The 18,165-nt window shown below is 68.9% G+C and carries 16 protein-coding genes and 1 pseudogene; 6 read left to right on the top strand and 11 right to left on the bottom strand.

Annotation, left to right across the window (positions count from 1 at the left end):
- The 4 genes from ACQPYS_RS16900 to ACQPYS_RS16915 all read right to left on the bottom strand — a co-directional run bounded on the left by ACQPYS_RS16900 (position 1) and on the right by ACQPYS_RS16915 (position 3,882).
- A complete protein-coding gene (locus ACQPYS_RS16900; protein WP_431937786.1) occupies positions 1-753 on the bottom strand; it encodes an IclR family transcriptional regulator in 753 nt (250 codons plus the stop codon).
- A 174-nt stretch (positions 754-927) separates the two neighbouring features.
- The gene (locus ACQPYS_RS16905) at positions 928-1,581 is read right to left on the bottom strand and encodes an IclR family transcriptional regulator (protein ID WP_433490122.1); all 654 of its coding nucleotides are present in this window, start codon (positions 1,579-1,581) and stop codon (positions 928-930) included.
- 173 nt (positions 1,582-1,754) lie between these two features.
- A complete protein-coding gene (bphC, locus tag ACQPYS_RS16910) occupies positions 1,755-2,681 on the bottom strand; it encodes a biphenyl-2,3-diol 1,2-dioxygenase (protein WP_433490123.1) in 927 nt (308 codons plus the stop codon).
- A 28-nt stretch (positions 2,682-2,709) separates the two neighbouring features.
- The gene (locus ACQPYS_RS16915) at positions 2,710-3,882 is read right to left on the bottom strand and encodes an acyl-CoA dehydrogenase family protein (RefSeq protein ID WP_063034998.1); all 1,173 of its coding nucleotides are present in this window, start codon (positions 3,880-3,882) and stop codon (positions 2,710-2,712) included.
- 246 nt (positions 3,883-4,128) lie between these two features.
- Here ACQPYS_RS16915 and ACQPYS_RS16920 point away from each other — a divergent pair, with 246 nt between their 5' ends.
- Positions 4,129-4,614: a nuclear transport factor 2 family protein gene (locus tag ACQPYS_RS16920; protein ID WP_433490124.1), complete on the top strand. Its 486-nt coding sequence runs from the start codon at positions 4,129-4,131 to the stop codon at positions 4,612-4,614.
- A gap of 76 nt (positions 4,615-4,690) precedes the next feature.
- Here ACQPYS_RS16920 and ACQPYS_RS16925 read toward each other — a convergent pair whose 3' ends face one another.
- From ACQPYS_RS16925 to ACQPYS_RS16935, 3 genes are read right to left on the bottom strand one after another with little or no spacing between them, the layout of a single operon-like run.
- Positions 4,691-5,833, bottom strand: coding sequence for a 12-oxophytodienoate reductase (locus ACQPYS_RS16925; protein ID WP_431937783.1), 1,143 nt, complete (start codon positions 5,831-5,833; stop codon positions 4,691-4,693).
- A gap of 6 nt (positions 5,834-5,839) precedes the next feature.
- A complete protein-coding gene (locus ACQPYS_RS16930; protein ID WP_433490125.1) occupies positions 5,840-6,373 on the bottom strand; it encodes a nuclear transport factor 2 family protein in 534 nt (177 codons plus the stop codon).
- 16 nt (positions 6,374-6,389) lie between these two features.
- Complete coding sequence (locus tag ACQPYS_RS16935) at positions 6,390-6,887, bottom strand: flavin reductase family protein (RefSeq protein WP_063034868.1); 498 nt, start codon at positions 6,885-6,887, stop codon at positions 6,390-6,392.
- 194 nt (positions 6,888-7,081) lie between these two features.
- Here ACQPYS_RS16935 and ACQPYS_RS16940 point away from each other — a divergent pair, with 194 nt between their 5' ends.
- The 5 genes and pseudogenes from ACQPYS_RS16940 to ACQPYS_RS16960 all read left to right on the top strand — a co-directional run bounded on the left by ACQPYS_RS16940 (position 7,082) and on the right by ACQPYS_RS16960 (position 11,817).
- Positions 7,082-7,267: a hypothetical protein gene (locus tag ACQPYS_RS16940; protein ID WP_431937781.1), complete on the top strand. Its 186-nt coding sequence runs from the start codon at positions 7,082-7,084 to the stop codon at positions 7,265-7,267.
- On the top strand, positions 7,264-8,334 hold the full coding sequence (locus tag ACQPYS_RS16945) for a 2Fe-2S iron-sulfur cluster-binding protein (RefSeq protein WP_433490126.1): 1,071 nt from the start codon (positions 7,264-7,266) through the stop codon (positions 8,332-8,334). Before ACQPYS_RS16940 ends, ACQPYS_RS16945 begins: the two co-directional genes overlap by 4 nt.
- Positions 8,267-8,869, top strand: a complete 603-nt coding sequence (locus tag ACQPYS_RS16950) for an alkyl sulfatase C-terminal domain-containing protein (RefSeq protein WP_433490127.1) — start codon at positions 8,267-8,269, stop codon at positions 8,867-8,869. Before ACQPYS_RS16945 ends, ACQPYS_RS16950 begins: the two co-directional genes overlap by 68 nt.
- 171 nt (positions 8,870-9,040) lie before the next feature.
- Positions 9,041-10,802: pseudogene (locus ACQPYS_RS16955) on the top strand (glycoside hydrolase family 15 protein).
- Positions 10,803-10,851: 49 nt separating this feature from the next.
- Positions 10,852-11,817: an SDR family oxidoreductase gene (locus ACQPYS_RS16960; RefSeq protein WP_433490128.1), complete on the top strand. Its 966-nt coding sequence runs from the start codon at positions 10,852-10,854 to the stop codon at positions 11,815-11,817.
- Here ACQPYS_RS16960 and ACQPYS_RS16965 read toward each other — a convergent pair.
- From ACQPYS_RS16965 to ACQPYS_RS16980, 4 genes are all read right to left on the bottom strand, one after another.
- Positions 11,803-12,909 carry an enolase C-terminal domain-like protein gene (locus ACQPYS_RS16965; RefSeq protein ID WP_433490129.1) on the bottom strand — a complete coding sequence of 369 codons (1,107 nt, stop codon included), beginning with the start codon at positions 12,907-12,909 and terminating at the stop codon, positions 11,803-11,805. The genes ACQPYS_RS16960 and ACQPYS_RS16965 overlap by 15 nt on opposite strands.
- Complete coding sequence (locus ACQPYS_RS16970; RefSeq protein ID WP_433490130.1) at positions 12,906-15,815, bottom strand: FAD-binding and (Fe-S)-binding domain-containing protein; 2,910 nt, start codon at positions 15,813-15,815, stop codon at positions 12,906-12,908. The genes ACQPYS_RS16965 and ACQPYS_RS16970 overlap by 4 nt, the downstream gene beginning before the upstream one ends.
- A gap of 137 nt (positions 15,816-15,952) precedes the next feature.
- Entirely contained in the window at positions 15,953-16,312 is a 360-nt protein-coding gene (locus ACQPYS_RS16975; RefSeq protein WP_433490131.1) for a hypothetical protein, read from the bottom strand.
- Between the two features lie 20 nt (positions 16,313-16,332).
- A complete protein-coding gene (locus ACQPYS_RS16980; protein ID WP_433490132.1) occupies positions 16,333-17,829 on the bottom strand; it encodes a molybdopterin-dependent oxidoreductase in 1,497 nt (498 codons plus the stop codon).
- Between the last annotated feature and the right edge of the window lie 336 nt (positions 17,830-18,165).

Here is an 18,165-nt window from a genome sequence, read left to right on the forward strand (position 1 = left end):
TCACCCCGCTCGCTGTGCGGGGCTGTACTCCTCATGGTCGCGCCAGATCGCATGCGCCGCCGACCGGACCGACCTCGCCAGAGGTACGAAATCCACACTGCCGACCGGGCCGGTCACCGAGACGGCTCCCACACAGGTCCGACTGTTACCGATCGGGGCGGCGACACAGGCGATACCCGCGACGCATTCCTCACGTTCGTAGGCCACCCGCTGCTGACGAATACGGGCGATCTCCTGGCGCGGTAGTGCCGCTGTCCCCCACGAAGCCGGAGCTGCCGCGGTCGCGTACGCGGCGGCACGACCTACACCGGCGTGGGCGATGAGCACCTTGCCCAGCGCGGTGCGCGAGGCCGGCTGCCGCCCGCCGACGCGCGAGGGAAGCGCAAGCCGCCCGTAGCCGACCTTGTCGAGGTAGCGCACATCGTTACCCTCGAGAACGGCCAGATGAACGATCAGCCCGGTCGTCGCGTGGAGTTCGTGCAGGATCGGATGCGCGGCCCGGTGCAGGCGGTCGTGCTGCTGCGCGAGGGCTCCCCACTCGAACATCCCGCGACTCAGCCCATACACCCGGCCGCGCCTGCCGACCCACCCCAACTCGACGAGCCGGGAGAGCATCCGGTGCGTGGAGGAACGAGGCAGACCGGTCCGGCCGGACAATTCGGACAAGGTGAGTTCGGCGCCGCCACGGAACTCGTCGAGCAGAGTAGCGACGCGGTCGATGACAGCCGGAGAGAAGTCGCCGCCGTTCTTCATTGAAACCTCCATCGGGGAGCAGGCCGCGCCGCGGCCGGAAACCATCGAGCGATAGATCAAGCGATCAATCAATGGCAGAGGTGACGATAGCAGCACTGTGTCGTAGGCCGTCACCATTCCGCATCCCCAGGCCCTGTGCCCGCGATCACAGCAGTGGCGACGGCCCGGGCCACGTCAGCTGGAGAGCTGCGATATCACCACGTCGGCGGCCGAAACGAGATCGTGCGCGACACCCTCCGGAGTCCGCCCTGCCGGACCGGCCAGCGAGAGCGCGGCCACCTCCTGCCGCCCCGCCTCGAACGCGAGCGCCACGCAGTGCACCCGCTCCCCCGCGCGACCGCGCACTACCAGGTCCCGGATCGCGGACCCACACCCGTCACGCAGGGCCAGTAGAGCGACACCCTCGGCGGTTTCCCGCGCCGGCAGCCGCTGCCCGACGCGGGCGCGCAGCGCCGAAGCCGCCCAGCGGCCACCGATTATTTCGAGGTACAGCAGGTCGTCACCGTCGAGAACGGTCAGTTGAGCGGCCATCTCGGTGCCTTTGTGTAGCCGATACATCGCCGGGGCGGCGGCCCGGTAGATGCGGTCGTGCCGGCGCGCCTCGGCGCCGAGCTCCACCAGCTTCGGCCCGAGGTGATAGGCGGTGCCGTTCCGCCGCAGCCAGCCGACCTCCACGAGCTGCGCCAGCAACCGATGGGCCGACGACCGGGGAAAACCGGCGCGATCGGCCAGTTCGGTGAGCGTCAGAGCCTCGCGGTCGCGGAAAGGTTCGAGCAATAGGAGAACGCGCCCCATCACGGTCTGGGATCGGTCGTCTACAGCGGTCACGGGCAACTCCGGCACGAGGTGGCTACGCATATTGATTGATCAGACAATCAATATGAATGCTACCTGCGCGCCCGTGGGCCCTCCAGAGGCCGTTCATCCCAGCGGGACAAGGACACAGAAGAGCACCGCGACCAGGGTCGCGGTGCTCTTCACGGGCCGGGGCCGTGCGCGATTCAGCCGACCGTCGGGATGAACGCTTTCAACGGCTCGGCGCCCGACTGATCATGGCCCCAGTACGCATCCGCGGTGATCTCCTCGGACGTGTAGTAGCGCTCGTCCACGAGCATGCCCTCGGTGCCGAACTCGAGATCCCAGCCGCCGGGAGCGCGGACATAGAACGAGATCATCTTGTCGTTCGTATGCCTGCCCAGGGTGGAGGAGATCGAGAACTTCTGCCGGTTCACCCGATCCAGTGCCCGGCCGACCGCATCGAGAGTGTCCACCTCGGTCATCAGGTGTACCAGCCCCGGCTCGGCCGTGGGCGGGGCCGGGCACAGCGCGAGGCTGTGGTGGCGGCGGTTGATGCCGAGGAACCGCACCCGGCTCAGCCCCTCGTCGTCCAACCGGATCGAGCCTCGGGGCAGAAAGCCCAGTACCCGGGTGTAGAAGTCATACGATTCGGCGAACTTCGCCGAGGGCAGCACCACATGGCCCAGGCCGTGCGCCCCGGTCACCCACCGTCCGGCGAACGGGGTCACCAGTGGGCTGTGATCGAGAACCGGGCCGAAGAACACCTCGAGGCGTGTCCCGGCCGGATCATCGAACGCGATGGCCTCCTCCACATCCAGATACGCGCATTGCTGTCGCGACAGCACCTCGACGGCGTGCCCGGATTCCGCCACGGCTTCGCGCACCCGCTGGAGCGCGAACTCGTCACGCACTTCCCAGCCGACGGCCAATGCCTTATCGGAATCGCCGGGCAGGATGGCGATGCGCGCGCGGCGTTCGTCGATGCGGGCGTACAGCCCATCCCGGTCGGGACCGGAGCCGACGGCCATGCCGAGGCCGTCGACGAGCAGCTCACGCCAGCGCGCGATATCCCGGGTCTGGACCCGGAGATACCCGAGACCGCGGAGTTCTGTCCTGGGGAGTTCGGTCATTGTTTCGTCCTCGAAAGTGGAAGGGATATCAGATCATTGCGCGGTACGGGCCCTGCGGGTCACCGCCCAGCTGCGCGAGCGCCGCCGCGTGGTAGGTCGGGCCGGGGACATGAATGGCGTGCGTCAGGCCGACATGGGCATCGCGCCAGAACCGCTGCATCGGTGTCTTCAGATGCACCGCCGCACCACCCGCCCGGGCGAAGACCTCGTCCATCGCCCGCACCGCGCGCCACGCCGCGGAGATCTGGGTGCGCCGGCCGATCGCGCGTTCCTCGAAACCGATCTCCTCGCCGCGCTCGGTCTTGTCCCAGAACCGGTCGACCGTCTCGAGCAGGGCGAGCCGGGCCGCGGCGATCTCCGCCGCCGCCTCGCTGACGGCGAACAGGACGTAGGGATCTTCTTTGATGGGTACGCCGGTGACCTGCACGCGCTCCCGCTGCGCCGCGATATAGCAGGCGAGCGCGCCCTCGGTCATCCCGATCAGCGACGAGGTGATGCCCAGCGGGAATATGCACGAGAACGGGAAGCGATACAGCGTCTCGTCGCGGCCCGCGTGCCGCCAGCCGTTACCGCTGAGCACGATATCGGCGTCGATCGTGCGATGTTCCGGAAGGAAGGCGTTCTCGACGATCAAATCCTTCGAACCGGTGCCACGCAGGCCGAGCACGTTCCAGCTGTCGTGGTCGATCCGATAGTCCGAACGTGGCAGCACCACATGGAGCACGGCGCCGGTACGGTTACCGTCCTTGTCGCCGACGGCGGCGCCGATCATGATCCAGCCACAGTGATCGGTGCCCGAGGAGAATGACCAGCGGCCGTTGAGGATGTATCCGCCCTCGACCGGAACCGCGATGCCCATCGGCGCGTACGGCGAGGCCATCCACATATCGTTATCCGCACCCCAGATCTCCTCCTGCGCCCGGGGATCGAAGAAGGCCAGTTCCCACGGATGTACGCCGACGATGCCCGCCACCCACCCCGCGGCGCCGTCGAGGGCACCGAGAGCCATGACGGTTTCGGCGGCCTCGCGGGGATGACCTTCCGCACCGCCGTACTCCTTCGGCTGGAACATGCGCACGATGCCGGAGTCGCGCAGATGTTTCGCGGTCGCGTCGGGCAGCCGCATCAGCACCTCGCCTTCGGCGGCTCCGGCGCGGATCTCCTCCGCGTGCGCCATGATGCTGTCCAATACCTGGCCCATATGAATCTCCTGGAATGCGCCCTGCCGAGGACCGGGAAACCTGTGTTCCTCGGCGAGACCGGTGGGAAACGAATTGTCGGCCCGCGCGGAACGCGGGATGCGATTCGACAAACATGGCAGCAACGAGGTGGCGGCACACCCGGGTTTCCGTTGAGCGGAAGGCTCGAGGTTCCCCGCCGGCGATATCGGTAGAACAGGAGACCGGGCCGCCCGCACGGGTGCCCGGAGGCTTCGGAGAGGATCGATATGACCGACACCGCGGACCTGGTGGCCACCTTGCTCGACCGGGTGCGGGCTCTCGAGGACAGAGCCGCTGTCCACGACGTGCTCACCGCCTACGGACCCGCCGTGGACGCCGGTGACGCCGACGCCGTCGGCCGGTTGTGGGCCGAGGACGCCGTGTACGACATCGATATCCGGGTGATGGAAGGACGCGACGCGATCACCGAGATGGTACGCACCGCACCACATCAGGACTACATCCACGAAGGCTGCGGGCACCTGCTCGATCCCGTACACATCCGGATCGATGGCGACACCGCGGTGGCGACCTGTCATTCGCTGCTGCTGCGCCGCGACGCCAGTGCGGATTCGTTCCGGGTGTGGCGGGTCACCGCCAACCGCTTCGAACTCGTCCGCACCGAGGGCACGTGGCTGATCCGGCGCCGCACCGCGCGCCTGCTGGACGGTAGTGCGGCTGCCCGGGACCTGCTCGGCCGCGCGGGCCGTTGAACGGCCGCCGGGCTGCTGTTCCGGCGGGCCGGCGCCGGTGGTTCGCCGGCCGAGCGCCGGACCCGCTACCTCCGGGTCAGTACAGGCTGCCTTCGTGGACAGCGCGATCGAACGGTGTCAGCGGCGCTCCGGTACGCAGCGTCGTCGCCAGCGCCGGGTCGGCGAGATGCATGCGTCCGATCGCGATCAGGTCGAACTCACCGGTGGTGATGCGGCGTTCCACCTCGCCGATATTGTCGACCACACCTGCGGCACCCTCGATCCGGCTGTCGCGCAGCGGCTTTCCGAGGCCCACACTGCCCACCGCCATCGCATGCGCGCCCGTGAGTTTTTTGGCCCATCCGGCCAGCGACAGGTCACTGCCCTCGAACGCCGGCAGATCGAAGCGCCGGATGCTGGCGTCGAAAACATCCACTCCCGCCTCGGCCAGCGACCCCAGGATCACCTGTAGCTCGTCGGGGGTCTCGGCGATGCGGGCGGTGTAGTCCTGCTGTTTGTGCTGGGAGAAGCGGAAGAAGATGGGTAGCTCGACGCCGACGGCCTCGCGGACGGCCGCCACCACCCGGGCGGGAAACCGACTGCGCGCCAATGGATCACCGCCCCACCGGTCGTCCCGGGTGTTGGTGTCGTGCCAGAGGAACGAATCCAGCAGGTAGCCGTGACCACCGTGCAGCGCGATACCGTCGAAGCCGATCTCGGCCGCGCTGACCGCGGCGCGCGCAAAGGCCGCGACAACGTCGGCGATGTCGTCGTCGGTCATCGGCCGCGTGAGCGGGGCGGCCCGCGCGACATAGTCGTCGGGATAGGATGTGGTGCCCGCGGTACCCCAGCGCCCGGACGGCCGCATCGGTGTGATCGCCGGGTCGACCGCGCTCATCGCACCCCAGAGCGGTCCGACGTGCCAGAGCTGCGGAACGATCCGGCCGCCCGCCGCGTGCACCTCGTCGACCACAGTCCGCCACCCGGCCAGCGCGTCGGCGCCGTACATGCGGGGCACCCGCGGGTTGTCGACCGCGGCAGGGTGATCGATGGCGACGCCCTCGGTGACGATCAGGCCGGTCCCGCCCGCGGCACGGCGCCGGTAGTACCGGGCGACCTCGGGGCCCGGAACACCGGCGGGTGACGCCGACCGGGTCATGGCGGACATGACGATCCGGTTCGGCAGTTCCAGGGAACGGATGGTCAGCGGCCGGAACAAGGCCGCGTGATGCTCGGTCATCACGGGTCACAGGGCTTTCGTGAAACGGAAGAAATCCGGCGGGGCATCGACCCGCAGGCGGGTGAGTTTGCGGTAGCCGATCAGCCACCGCCCGGCCACCTTGCGGTATTCCTCGTGATAGTGGCCGTAGCCGTGCAGGTGCAACTCCTCGTCGCCCTCGGACCACCAGAGCAGGTCTTCCATCGCCCAGACACCGCGGGCGGTGGTGGCAGAGGTGAACTCGATCTCCGGGGTGTGCCCGTGATGCACCGTGGTCACCGGCACCGGACCGTCGAGCAGGGCGCGGATCGTATCGGCCAGGACCTGGTTGCCGACCACGCGGTTCGCGGTGCCGCCACTGCGGGGTTGTTTGTCGTCGGGTATCCCGCCCCAGGTCTCGCTGATCACATCCTCGGTGTGCAGTCCGGCGTACCTGTGCCACTGCTTGGTGTCCATATATCGCAGCCGGGCCGCGAAGACGCGCTTGATCTCTTCGGTGGCCAGCGCGGCGTCGGCAGCGGAGAGGCCGGGTGGAAGTCGATTCGACGTAGGTTCCGACATGGCTGAGCACACCTTCCTAGGCGCTGAGCAGATCCGCGCGCGGATCGATTCCGAATTTGCCCCGGAAGAAGATCATCGGAGCTTTCCGGGCGACGGTTTCCAACTCCAGTACCCGGCCGATCACCACATCGTGATCTCCGGCCCGGTGCACCTCGGACACCTCGGCGTGCACCCGCATGAGCACACCGGGCAGTGAGGGAGTCGACCACTTCGAGGTTTCGCAGTCGAGTCCGTCGAACTTGCGCCCGTCGCGCGAACCGAACCGCGCGCACAGGTCGGCCTGGTCCTCGGTGAGCACATTGACGGTGAACAGTCCGGACGCGCGGATCCGCGGCCAGGAGCGACCCCGATGGTCGGCGCAGAAGAGAATGAGCGGCGGGTCGAGCGAGACCGACGCGAACGACTGGCAGGCGAACCCGACCGGGCCCTGTGCGTCCCGCCCCGTCACCACGGTCACCCCGCTGGCGAAATGGCTCAATGCACTGCGCATCGCGGCCGGCGACACCGACTCCATGGTCAAGACCTACCTCCGGTTCCGTCGTGCGGTCGAGGGCTCCGACTGCGTCGACGCTGTGAGCGTATGGCCGGCCGGTGGCGGTTCCCACCGTCCTCTCGCTCAGTGGAAGCCTCCGCCGGACGAGGAGTCCGCTTTCTCGCTCAACGGAAGCGGCACTGTCGTGCCCGCGATCGCCTGGCACCCTCTTCCTCATGAACACCGACCCGGGCGATGAGCGCGGCCGCGGAGCACTCCGGCGGCACGTCGTTCGCGGCCACGCCCTCGCCGACGCCCCCTACCGGGCGCGGATCGCCGTCGAAGTGGTCGAGAACGGCACCCCGGGCATCCCGGCCGGGAAGGCCGTATTCGCCGGAGTGGAAAGGCAACAGCCGCGATGACCGCAATCGAGACGCCGAAAACCGCCGAATCGCCGCGGAGCTCACGGTCGGTCCTGCTGACCGTGGCGGCGGTGGTGGAGGAAACCGACGACGCGCGGTCGCTGGTATTCGATGTCCCCGCAGACCACCGAGACCGGTTCGGCTACCGACCGGGTCAGTTCCTGACTTTGCGCATCCCGAGCGACCGGACCGGTTCGGTGGCCCGGTGCTACTCGCTGGCGAGTTCACCGTACGCCGGGGAACCACCAAAGGTGACCATCAAGCGCACCCGGGACGGCTACGCCTCCCACTGGCTGTGCGACAACGTGGTCGCGGGGGATACGATCGAAGTCCTTCCGCCCGCGGGCCTGTTCACGCCCGCGGACCTGGACGATGATCTGCTCCTGTTCGCCGCGGGTAGCGGTATCACTCCGGTGATCTCGATTCTGAAATCGGCGCTGACACAGGGATCGGGCCGGGTGACGCTCGTCTACGCCAACCGGGACGAGAAAGGGGTCATCTTCGCGCGCGAACTCCGTGAACTGGCCGCCCGACACAGCGACCGGCTCTCGGTCACGCACTGGCTCGAGAGTGTGCAGGGCCTGCCCACCGCCGTGCACCTGGCCGCCCTGATCGCGGCACATCGGGATCACTCGATCTACCTGTGTGGCCCGAAACCGTTCATGGACGCCGTCCACGAGGCGGCGGCCCGCGCGGGTGTTCCCCGCAACCGGGTACACGCCGAAACCTTCACCTCACTGTCGGGCGACCCGTTCGCCGAGGTCGCGCTCGCCGAGTCCGCCGAGGATTCCGCCGGCGCGGCGACCGTCTCGGTCGCTCTCGACGGAGTGGAGCACGAGCTCCGCTGGCCGCGCACGGCGACGCTGGTCGATGTGCTGCTGTCCGAGGGATTGAATGTGCCCTTCTCATGCCGCGAGGGCGAATGCGGCTCGTGCGCCTGCACGGTGCGAGCGGGCGAGGTCGAGATGGGTAACGCATCGGTCCTCGACGAGGAGGACATTGCCGACGGCTATATTCTCGCCTGCCAGGCCCGGCCGATCAGCGAGACGCTGCGCATCGAGTTCTGATCACCTCCGAGCGCGACCACCGAATCCCGGAGACGCGACCCGAGCGATAGCCACGGCCGGCGAAACAGTTGCAGGTGGCACTCTCGGCGCCGTAGCCGAGTCTCTCCGGCGCGGAGGAGCTACGGAATGGACCGTTCGGCACGCCGGCCACCTCGGACAACGCGGGACTGCGCAGGCCCTCACCGTCGACATGGTCTTCGACGCCCTCGCCGTCCGTCTCGATGGCCCCGCGGCCTGGGATCGGCGGATGATCGTGGATTGGCGGATCAGCGACGAACAGCGCACGCACCGGATGGAACTGCGCAACGGCGTGCTCGTTCATTACGATCTGCCCGCCGGGCACCGCGGGCCCGCGCCCGACGCCTCGTTCGCGCTCACCCGGGCGACGCTGCTCGGGGTGCTGCTGGCGGGCCGGGATGTCGGCGAGGCGGTCCGGGCCGGGAGTATCGGTGTCACCGGGAACCCCGGGATACTGGCGCAGTTGAAGGAATTGCTCGACACCCCCGACCGGAACTTCGCCATCGTCACACCCTGACCCGGTCGTGGCCGAGTATGTACACGTCGAATGATCGGCGGGGCACCCGGCAAGCCGGAAGCCGGTGCCGGCATCACCGCCCCCTGGTGCTCGCGAACGGGTCGACGCTGCGGGACAGCGGCCGGTTGCCGAGCGGTGGTTATCCGACGGCGAGGGTGGTACACGGCCGACGTGAACGGGCTGTCGGGCACCTCACCGCATGTATTGCGGGAGTACGCGCTACTCGCCGATGGGCAACGCGGCGCGCTCGTGGGGCCCCGGGGGGGATATCTCCTGGATGTGTGCCCCCGACTGGGACAGTGACGCGGTCTTCGCCTCGCTGCTGGGCGGGCACGGGGTGTACACGGTGGCCCCGACCGGGCCGTTCGTCTGGGGCGGCTACTACGAGCCGGGCTCGTTGATCTGGCGTTCGCGCTGGGTCGCCGGTTCCTCGGTGATCGAGAGCCGTGAAGCGCTGGCTTTCCCCGGGTGGTCGAGGCAGGCGGTACTGCTGCGGCGGATCGTCGCTGTGCACGGCGATGCCGAAGTCGAGGTGGTGCTCGCCCCGGCCGCCGGGTTCGGCGCGGACCCACCGCGTGAACCCACCCGCGACCACGACGGTGTCTGGACCGCTCGCCTCGGGCCACTACGGCTGCGCTGGTCCGGCGCGGGCGGGGCGGCGCCGGACGACGGACCCGGCGGTCCGTTCTGGACCGGTCGGATCACCGTGCCCGCCGGCGGCCACCACGATCTGGTTCTGGAACTGACCGCGGGCCGGCTGGCCCCACAGCCACCGGATCCGGAGTTCCTCTGGGACGAGACCGAAGAGGGGTGGCGGCGGCATACACCGGATCCGCCGCCCACGGTGGCCGACCGCGACGCCGGCCACGCGTACGCGGTACTACGCGGCATGACCGCCGACAGCGGCGGGATGGTCGCCGCCGCCACCACGAGCCTGCCCGAACGCGCCGATCAGGGCGAGAACTACGACTACCGGTACGTGTGGATCCGGGACCAGTGCCTCGCCGGACAAGCCGTCGCCGCCGCGGGAGGCACCCGGTTGCTCGACAATATGGTCGATTTCGTCACCGAACGCCTGCGCGCCGAGGGCGCCCGGCTGGCACCCGCCTACACCGTGAGCGGGGCCCCGGTGCCGACACCGCACCCGCTGGACATGCCGGGCTATCCCGGCGCCGAGCCGCTGACCGGCAACCGGGTGTGCGACCAGTTCCAGTTGGACACCTTCGGGGAGATCCTGCTGCTGCTGGCCGCGGCGGGCCGCGGTGACCGGCTGACCGAGGAGCATCGGCGCACCGTGCAGGTGGCGGTATCGGTGATCGCCGAACAGCACGACCGGCCCGATGCCGGGATCTGGGAACTCGACAACCGGCACTGGACCCATTCGCGGCTGACCTGCGCGGCCGGTTTGCGTGCGGTGGCGGCCTGTGCCGCGACCGGAGCGGACGCACCGGTGTGCAGTGCGCTCGCGGATACCCTGATCGCCTCCGCGGCGCGCGACGGATTGCATCCGAGCGGTCGCTGGCAGCGTGCGCCGGATCTCCCGGGTGTGGACGCCGCACTCCTGCTGCCGATGATCCGCGGCGCGCTACCCGTCGACGACCCGCGCTACCCGGCCACCTTCGACGCCGTGTCGGCGCAGTTGTGCGATGACTTCTACGTGTACCGCTTCCGGCACGACGAGCGGGCGCTGGAGGCCACCGAGGGCGCGTTCCTCTTCTGTGGGTTCACCATGGCGATGGCCGCGGCCCAGCTCGGACGCCCGGTGACCGCGATGCGGTTCTTCGAGCGCAACCGCGCCGCCTGCGGTACACCCGGGCTCTTCGCCGAGGAGTTCGATATCCGCCAGCGCCAGTTGCGCGGCAACCTACCGCAGGCATTCGTCCACGCGATGCTGCTGGAATCGGCGATTCGGCTGGCTCCGCCCGAGAAATGACGCGAACCGACCGCGACCGGCGATCGCGACGCGGAGGAAAGGAGACGAGATGGCCGGTTCACATGTGGTGGTCACCGGCGCCAGTGGTGGCATCGGCCGCGCGACCGTGCGCCGGTTCGCCGCCGACGGCGCCTCGATCACATTGCTCGCGCGCGGAGTCACCGGGTTGACCGCCGCCGCGGAAGAGGTCCGCGCGGCCGGTGGACGGGCATTGCCGATCAGTACCGATGTCGCCGATTTCGGGGCGGTGGCGGCGGCCGCGGACCGGGGCGAAGCCGAATTCGGGCCGATCGACGTATGGGTGAACTCGGCATTCGCCACGGTGTTCGCGCCGCTTACGCAGATCACGCCGGACGATTTCCGGCGGGTCACCGAGGTCACCTACCTGGGGTCGGTGCACGGGGTGATGGTGGCGCTGTCCCGGATGCGCCGGCGCGACCGGGGCGCGATCGTCCAGGTGGGCTCGGCACTGGGCAAACGGTCGATTCCGCTGCAATCGGCGTACTGCGGCGCCAAACACGGCGTCGATGGATTCGTCGAGGCGGTCCGGGTGGAACTGCTGCACGAACACAGCGGTATCCACCTCACGATCGTGCAGGCGCCGGCGGTGAACACCCCGCAGTTCTCCTGGGTGCGCTCGCGGCTGCCGAACCGTCCGCAGCCGGTCCCACCGATCTATCAGCCCGAAGTCGTCGCGGACGCGATCGTGTTCGCCGCGGCCCACCCGCGGCGTAAACAGTACTGGGTGGGGGCCAGTACGGTCGGCACCGTGCTCGGTCAGCGATTGGCACCCGCGGTGCTCGACCGGTACCTGGCGCGGACGGGTTACTCGGCGCAGCAGACCGAGGCCCGCGACACCGCCCGGGCCGGCAACCTGTGGGAGCCCCTCGACGACGCCGCGGGCGCCGACTTCGGCGCGCACGGGCGTTTCGATACCCGGGCGCACTGGCGGTCTCCGCAGACGTGGCTGGCCCGGGGCGCCGAATCGCTGGCCGCCCGGCTACGCCGGCACTGAGAGCCGGAACGGGGCGGCGGTCGCGGCGACGGTCATCCCGTGGCCCGGCCGCTCCCCCGGCGCCGGGAGCAGGCCGCCACTCACCTCAGGGGCGCCGTCGACCAGGAGCGGTTCCAGGCGGGCGTGGTCGATGAACCACTCCAGGTGACGAAGATGGGGCACGGCCGCGGTGACCGGTGCGTGCAGGGCGGGCGCGCAGTGTGCCGAAACCGGCGTGCCGTGGGCAGTGGCGAGCGCGGCGCATTCGAGGAAGCCGCTGTAGCCGCCGCAGCGAGTGAGATCCAATTGCAGGCAGTCGACGACGCCGACGAGCCGCACCGCGTCGTAGGAGGTGTAGATGTACTCACCGGCCGCCACATCCGCGCGCACCGACGCGCGGATCAGGGCCAATCCGTCCGGATCGTCGCTGGTGACCGGTTCCTCGAACCAGATGACGCCGAGCCGGTCCAATTCACCGCCGACCCGGCGCGCCGAGCCCGTCGAGTAACCGCCGTTGGCGTCGACCATGAGCCGAGCGCGTCCGTCGAGCAGCTCGCCGGCCTGCTCGACGCGGTACAGATCGCGGTCGACAGCGGTTCCCCGGTCCTGTCCGATCTTGATCTTGATATTGCGGCAGCCGGCCGCCAGCCAGCCGGTGATCTGGTCGGCCAGCGCGGTATCGGAGAGATCGGTGAAACCGCCGGACCCGTAGACGGGGGTCGCGGTCCGGACGGCGCCGAACAGCGCCGACAGCGGCACGTCCAGGACCCGTGCCTTCAGATCCCACAGCGCGATATCCACCGCACTCAACGCGTGCGCCACCAGCGCCGCTGTGCCGGTATTGCGGCAGGCGCGCCGCAGGTCGGCGCGAATACCGGGTATGTCGAACGGGTGGCGGCCGCGCAGTATCGGGGCCAGTTCATGGGTGATGACGGCGGCCGCGGCCGGGCCGGTGTAGCTCCAGCCCAGGCCGCGCACCTCGCCCGCGCCGAGTTCGACGGTGGCCGCGGTGGTGGCGTCCCAGGTCAAGGTGCCGTCGGATTCGGGTCCGGGGGTCGGGAAACGGTAGACCCCGACCTCCACGGACTCGTCGATACGGAAGTCGCGGGTCATCGGCGGCCCGGGTCGGCGAAGGCTGCGGCGAGCAGTTCGGCCAGATGGCGCGGACGGACGTCGGGGGCGAGCTGGCGGATCTGGGTGCGGCAGCTGAAACCGTCCGCCAGTACCTCGGTACCCGGGGCCCGGCCGCCGAGCGCCGGCAGCAGCGCATCCTCCGCGCACGCGACGGAGACCTCGTAATGGCCGCGCTCGAACCCGAAATTACCGGCCAGACCGCAGCATCCGGCATCGAGCACCTCCACCCGGGTCCCCGTGTACCCGAGCAGCTCACGGTCACGGTCGAGTCCCAGAACGGCGTGCTGATGGCAATGCGGCTGCACCATGGTCGTGGCGCCCACGGCGGGCGGCATCCACTCCGGCGCGTGCCGGGTCAGTATTTCGGCGAGGGTGTGGGTCTGGGCGGCGAGGCGGTGTGCGTCCTCGTCACCGTCGAGCAGTTCGGGCAGGTCGGCCCGGAAAACCGCGGCGCAGCTAGGTTCCAGTGCGACGATGGGCGTACCCGCGCGCAGTTGCGGCTCCAGGATGCGCAGGGTGCGGGCCAGGACCCGTTCGGCGGTGGCCAGCTGGCCGGTGGAGATCCAGGTGAGTCCACAGCACGCCGTCCGCGGCGGCACTTCGACCCGGAAACCCGCCGCGTCCAGGACCTGCACCGCCGCCCAGGCGATATCCGGTTCGAAGTTGTTGGTGAAGGTGTCCGGCCACAGCAGCACGGTGGGCCGGTTATCGGCGGCCGTGGCCGAGCCGCGGAAGGTTTCGGTGAATCGGGCGGAGGCGAAGCGGGGCAGTTCCCGCCGGGGGTCGAGTCCGCCGGCCCGGGCGACGAGCCGCCGCAGCCCGCGGGCGTGGGTGAGCGCGTTGGCCACGGGCGCGGCACCGGTGGCCAGCCGGGCCCACAGCGGGATCCAGCCCATCGAATAGTGGGCCATCGGCCGCGGCCGCCACCGGTAGTGGTGGGCGAGGAACTCGGCTTTGTAGGTCGCCATATCGACATCGACGGGGCAATCGCTGCGGCACCCCTTGCACGCCAGACACAGATCGAGGGCGTCGCGGACCTCGGTGGACCGCCAGCCGGCGGTGATCACCTCACCGTTGAGCATTTCGAACAGCACCCGGGCCCGCCCACGGGTCGAATGCTCCTCTTCACGGGTCGCCCGGTAGCTGGGGCACATCACGCCGCCACTGTCGCCACGGCATTTCCCGACGCCCACACAGCGCGCGGCGGCCACGCTGAACCGATGGTCGTCGTCCGGAAAGGCGAAATGGGTGGCCGGCTCCCACGGCCGATACGCACTGCCCTGCCGCAGATCCTGATCGAGGCGGTGCGGATCGACCACTTTGCCCGGGTTCATCCGGTTGCGGGGATCGAAGACCGATTTCACCTGCCGGAATGCCTCGACCAGCCGCTCCCCGAACATGATCGGCAGCAGCTCGCCGCGGGATTGTCCGTCCCCGTGCTCACCGGACAACGAGCCGCCGTAGGAGACCACCAGCCGTGCGCTGTCCTCGGCGAACGCGCGGTAGTTCGCGATTCCCGCGGCGGTGCGCAGATCGAACGGAATACGGGTGTGCACACAGCCGTGCCCGAAATGCCCGTACAGCGAGGACGATTCGTACCCGAAGCGGGTCAACAACCGATCGAAATCACGCAGATACCCGCCGAGCCGCTCCGGCGGCACCGCGGCGTCCTCCCACCCCTCGTGGGTTTCGGCCCCGCGCGGCGGATAGGCGGTCGCGCCGAGTCCGGCTTCGCGGGCCGCCCACAGTTCGGCTTCGCGTTGTGGATCGTCCAGCATGGTCGAACGGGCGCTGGTGCGGCGGCCGAGCTCCTCGGCCATCGCGCATGCCCGGCGGTCGGCCTCGTCCCGGTCGTCGGCGTCGAACTGCACCATCAGGTACGCGGACCCGTCCGGCAGTTGCCGTAGCGCGGGTTCGGCGAGATGGCGGGTGTGCTCGAGCTGGATCAAGCGGTGATCGAGACCTTCGAGGGCGGCCGGCCGGTGCGCCAGGATCATCGGCACCGCGTCCGCGGCGCGGTAGATATCCGCGAAGCCGAGCACGGTCAGTGCCGTCGCCGGCGGGCGCGGTACCAGCGCGATCTCCGCACGCAGCACGCTTACCAGTGTGCTCTCGCTCCCGACCAAGAGTTTGGCCAGGTCGAAGCCGTATTCCGGGAGAAGCGAATCCAGGTTGTACCCCGAGACCCGGCGCGGGATCCGGGGATACTTCGCGCGGATATCGGCGGCGTAGTCCGCGGCGATGGTGTGCAGCCGCGCCACCAGGTCACCGGCTCGCGGATCATCGGTTTCCACGGCGTCGCCGGGGCCGACCCAGGCGCGGAAGCCGTCGTAGGTGCGAATTTCAAGACGCCGTACGGCATCGACGGTTTTGCCGTAGGCCTGCGCGGTGGAGCCGCAGGAGTTGTTGCCGATCATGCCGCCGAGGGTGCAGCTGACATGGGTCGAGGGTTTCGGCCCGACCATCAGGCCGGTCTCCGCGAGTTGGGTGTTGAGCCGGTCCAGCGCGATACCCGGTTCGATCACGACCGTGCCGGCGTCCCGGTCCATCGACACCACCCGGGTGCAGTACTTGCTCCAGTCGATGACCACGGCGGTATTACAACTCTGGCCGGCCAGGCTGGTGCCACCACCGCGCGAGACCACCGGCACATCGCGGGCACTGCAGACACCGATCGCGAGGGCGGCATCCTCGGGCGTGCGTGGCACCACCACACCGATCGGGACCGCACGATAGTTGGAGGCGTCGGTGGAGTAGGCCGCGCGACTACCGGAGTCGAACCGCACCTCCCCGGCCACCCGCTCGGTGAGCTCGGTGCGCAACGCGTCCAGCGGCCACTCGGTACGTACACGCGGTTGCCGGTCAGTGGTGTCCGAACCTGTCATATCGAGTGACGTCCTCCCTGCGAGGGCCGACTCGGAAGTGCGGCGACAGCTCGCGTGTACCCACCGCGGCACCGGCTATTCACATCGCTGCGGAGTGCGGCGCGTGCGGATGACAGGTTCGCGAGTGGCCGGACCGGTCACCCTCCGGTGGTTCGATCCGTATGCCACGACGTCGCCGCCGGGGTCCAGGCCGGTGTCAGCCGGACCTCCGGCGCCGGCCCGCCCGCCGGCCGCCAGTCCGCACACACCCGTTCGAATCGCTTCCTGAGCTGGGGCAGAATGGGCCCGGTCGGCGTCGCGCGGACGACTTCGCTGGTGAGGGCGACCAGTTCACGTTCGAGTGGTGTGGGCAGAGCGCCCAACATATCGCGATGGCGCTGGGCGCGGTCGCGCTCACCGGGTTCGGTGCCGCGGCCGCGGCCGCCGAGAACCCGGGCGCGGATATGGGCCACGGCCAACTGGGTCGGATGCGTGGCTTGCTCTATGGGTCCGGTCATGGTGGTTCCTCGCCGGGTCGTCAGATTCCGGGCGTGTTGCCGTAATAGAGCTGATCTTCACGGTAGCCGCCCTGGCCCATACCGATCTCGGTGATGTCGTCGACGAATTCGATCGCCTCGATCCACTTCACCATCTTGTAGCCGAGCTGGTTCTCCAGGCGCAGCCGGAGGGGCGCGCCGTGTTCGATCGGCAGCGGCGCGCCGTTCATTTCCATCGCCAGCAGCGCTTGCGGGGCGCGGACGATGGACATGGGGACGGCTTCGTAGAAATAGCCGTAGCGACCGCGGCCTTCGGTGAGTGCCTTGTCGTCCATGGCGTAGAACACCATATGGGTCACCGACGCGGCGGGCCGGACACGATCGATGAGTGCGGTCACCGGTACACCGCCCCATTCGGCGATACCGTTCCAGCCCTGGATGCAGTTGTGGTTGGTGATCTGGTGGGTGAACCCGAGCCCCGCCAGCTCCGGTAAGGACAGGGTCACCGGGCGGGCGACCAGCCCCCCGACCGGCAGACGGTAGCTGCGGAACCCGTCGGCGGCCAGCCCCTGGTAATTGTCGTCGGTGGGTGGGTAGCCGTTGACGCGGTGGTATTCGGAGATATCGCTGCGGCGGTATTGTTGCCGGGAGCCGCCCAGCCGCGACAGCAGATACTCGAACCGGTGCACCACGACACCCAGTACCCGCTGCGCCTGCCGCGGCCGCGTGCGGGAAAAGACCGTGGCCCCGATGTGTACGAGCACCACCGTGACGAGCACCAGGCTGCCGACCACGGTCGCCACCACCGGATCGGCCCCGGCGGAGCCGAGGAAGATCTTCGCGAACTCACTGGGAACACCGTGCACGGCGACCATGACGACGTGCACCACGATGAATACGGAGAACGCGCACATCCCGAGGAAATGGATGCTGCGCGCCCCTTGCTTGCCGCCGAACAACCGTCCGTATCGGGGAAATCGCGCGAGCACGGCCGGTGACATCCCGGCGCCCGAGGCGATCTGCAACGGTGCGAGCAGGAACACCACCGCGAAATAGGTCAGCTTCTGAACGGCATCGAACGGCTGGCCGGGAAGCTGCTCCGGAAGCTGGAAGTGCAGGTATGTGCCGACGTTGCGGATCGCCTCCGGAACGATGCTCCACTGCGTGGGCACCAGATTGCGCCAGTACCCGGAGACGAACATCATCACGATGTACACCGCTCCGGTGACGACCCAGAATTGCACCGTGAGGAAATGCCAGTGCCGGCCCAGGCCCAGGTTGGCGCGGCCGGGCAGCGCGATCACCGGATGCCAGTGGCGTTCCTCGTCCAGGGATACCCACGGGCGCCGGTCGGCGGCTCCGTAGTTGTCCCGCGACAGCCGCAACCATTCCCGTCCCGGTGGGCAGCCGTCGCTCCAGTACAGCTTCGGCATCGAGGAGAGTACTTCGATACCGGAGCGGATCAGCAGCGTCACGAACAGGATGTTGAGCGCGTGCGTGACCACTACGAAGAGCGGGAACTCCGTCACTGCATCCATTCTGGGCTCCTCGTCACTATCGCCGGAACGCCACCCGGGAAGTCGGACAATTGCTACCGACTTCGCATTTCGGATGCGCTGTACCGTGAACCGCCGCGCAGTGGCCGTATTCCATTATCGCGCACGGCGGCCGTGATTCCATGCCTGCCGAGTGCCGTACCCACACTCCGGACGAAGGCGTTCATGCAGTGCCGTCCCGGCGCGGCCGGTGAAGAAACAATAATGTGCCGCGCGATCAGTACACCCGAGGGTTATCCCGGCAACCGGCCCGGCGCCCCGTTACGAAAAATCGTGCTCTAATTCACGATTACCGGTTCTCGGCACCGAAAGTGTTCA

It is taken from the genome of Nocardia grenadensis, assembly GCF_050942415.1.
Lineage (GTDB): Bacteria > Actinomycetota > Actinomycetes > Mycobacteriales > Mycobacteriaceae > Nocardia > Nocardia grenadensis.

Coding starts and splice junctions, on each gene's coding strand:
- ACQPYS_RS16920 (WP_433490124.1), top strand. CDS start 4,129: ATGACCGACACCGCGGACCTGGTGGCCACCTTGCTCGACCGGGTGCGG.
- ACQPYS_RS16965 (WP_433490129.1), bottom strand. CDS start 12,909: ATGACCCGCGACTTCCGTATCGACGAGTCCGTGGAGGTCGGGGTCTAC.
- ACQPYS_RS16930 (WP_433490125.1), bottom strand. CDS start 6,373: ATGTCGGAACCTACGTCGAATCGACTTCCACCCGGCCTCTCCGCTGCC.
- ACQPYS_RS16925 (WP_431937783.1), bottom strand. CDS start 5,833: ATGACCGAGCATCACGCGGCCTTGTTCCGGCCGCTGACCATCCGTTCC.
- ACQPYS_RS16940 (WP_431937781.1), top strand. CDS start 7,082: ATGAACACCGACCCGGGCGATGAGCGCGGCCGCGGAGCACTCCGGCGG.
- ACQPYS_RS16970 (WP_433490130.1), bottom strand. CDS start 15,815: ATGACAGGTTCGGACACCACTGACCGGCAACCGCGTGTACGTACCGAG.
- ACQPYS_RS16975 (WP_433490131.1), bottom strand. CDS start 16,312: ATGACCGGACCCATAGAGCAAGCCACGCATCCGACCCAGTTGGCCGTG.
- ACQPYS_RS16900 (WP_431937786.1), bottom strand. CDS start 753: ATGAAGAACGGCGGCGACTTCTCTCCGGCTGTCATCGACCGCGTCGCT.
- ACQPYS_RS16935 (WP_063034868.1), bottom strand. CDS start 6,887: ATGGAGTCGGTGTCGCCGGCCGCGATGCGCAGTGCATTGAGCCATTTC.
- ACQPYS_RS16980 (WP_433490132.1), bottom strand. CDS start 17,829: ATGGATGCAGTGACGGAGTTCCCGCTCTTCGTAGTGGTCACGCACGCG.
- ACQPYS_RS16915 (WP_063034998.1), bottom strand. CDS start 3,882: ATGGGCCAGGTATTGGACAGCATCATGGCGCACGCGGAGGAGATCCGC.
- ACQPYS_RS16960 (WP_433490128.1), top strand. CDS start 10,852: ATGGCCGGTTCACATGTGGTGGTCACCGGCGCCAGTGGTGGCATCGGC.
- ACQPYS_RS16945 (WP_433490126.1), top strand. CDS start 7,264: ATGACCGCAATCGAGACGCCGAAAACCGCCGAATCGCCGCGGAGCTCA.
- bphC (WP_433490123.1), bottom strand. CDS start 2,681: ATGACCGAACTCCCCAGGACAGAACTCCGCGGTCTCGGGTATCTCCGG.